Here is a 576-nt window from a genome sequence, read left to right on the forward strand (position 1 = left end):
TTAACAACGAGCGACAGCAGAGTACCGGCTCCCCATAAAAGGATCAGGGAAAGCAGGAGTAATCGCAGCACCTTCAGCCAGTTGAAGCCCAGCTTTCTGCCGCTGACGGCATCACAGTCATCAATGACTGCCTTCCATGTCGGGGTGTCGAGACGTGTGTTCGGCACTGTTCCCGCACCGGCCAGTTCTGGACTGAACATGACCCCGCGTAAACGCCAGGCCGCAGATCCCTGCATCAGCCCGCTGAGTAAAACGGTCAGGCTGGCTTTCAGTTCGTGTCGCAGGCGCGAGGACAACTGAAGCAGGCCGTCATGTGCCGGATTCTTCAGTATCTGTGCCATTCCGAATTTTTGCAGGCGTTGTGCCAGTGTAGAAAACGCTTCACGCGCCCCTTTAACAGTGCCTTCCGGACCAAAAATAACCCCTGCTGGCGTCGTTTCCGCGTCCGGCTGAGCGCCTGTCGCTTTGTCTGTCAACCACAGCCAGACAGGGGCCTGCCAGCCAAGCAGATGGTCTGCTTTCTGGCGGCAACGCAAAAAGGCATCCCGTTCGCTATCCGTCGGGAGGGTTGAAGTA

The 576-nt window shown here is 57.3% G+C and carries 1 pseudogene; it reads right to left on the reverse strand.

The window, feature by feature from the left end:
• A pseudogene (locus QQF33_RS03460) lies at positions 1–576 on the reverse strand (ImcF-related family protein); the annotation flags it as partial.

This window comes from Lelliottia wanjuensis, from assembly GCF_030238365.1.
GTDB lineage: Bacteria > Pseudomonadota > Gammaproteobacteria > Enterobacterales > Enterobacteriaceae > Enterobacter > Enterobacter wanjuensis.